Here is a 466-nt window from a genome sequence, read left to right as displayed (position 1 = left end):
CCTGCTTCGGCCAGCCAGCGATTGATGGTCTTGAACAATTGACGGGCCAGTTGATGCTGCTCGAGCAGGTGGCGGAAATTCATGATGGTGGTGCGGTCCGGCAGGGCGCTATCCAGGGATAACCGGGCAAACAGACGCATGGAGGCGATTTCGTACAGAGCATCTTCCATCGCGCCATCGCTCAGGTTGTACCAATGCTGCATGCAGTGAATGCGTAGCATGGTTTCCAGCGGATAAGGTCGCCGGCCATTACCAGCCTTGGGGTAAAACGGCTCGATGACTTCCACCATGTTTTGCCATGGCAGAATCTGCTCCATGCGGGACAAGAAAATCTCTTTTCTGGTCTGACGGCGCTTACTGCTGAATTCACTGTCGGCGAAGGTAAGTTGATGACTCATGATGAACCCTGTTCCATGGCTCCAGATGACAAACATGATCTCATATCAGGGACTTGTTCGCACCTTCC

At 53.4% G+C, this 466-nt stretch carries 1 pseudogene; it reads right to left on the bottom strand.

The annotated features are described in order from the left end of the window. Positions 1 to 398 (bottom strand): annotated as a pseudogene (locus tag ABOC97_RS23930) (IS5-like element IS5B family transposase); the annotation flags it as partial. Positions 399 to 466 lie beyond the last annotated feature (68 nt).

The organism is Kluyvera huaxiensis (assembly GCF_040149365.1).
Classification (GTDB): Bacteria; Pseudomonadota; Gammaproteobacteria; order Enterobacterales; family Enterobacteriaceae; genus Kluyvera; species Kluyvera intermedia_A.
Note: the sequence above shows the minus strand (reverse complement) of the source record. Positions and strands in the feature narration are given on the sequence as shown.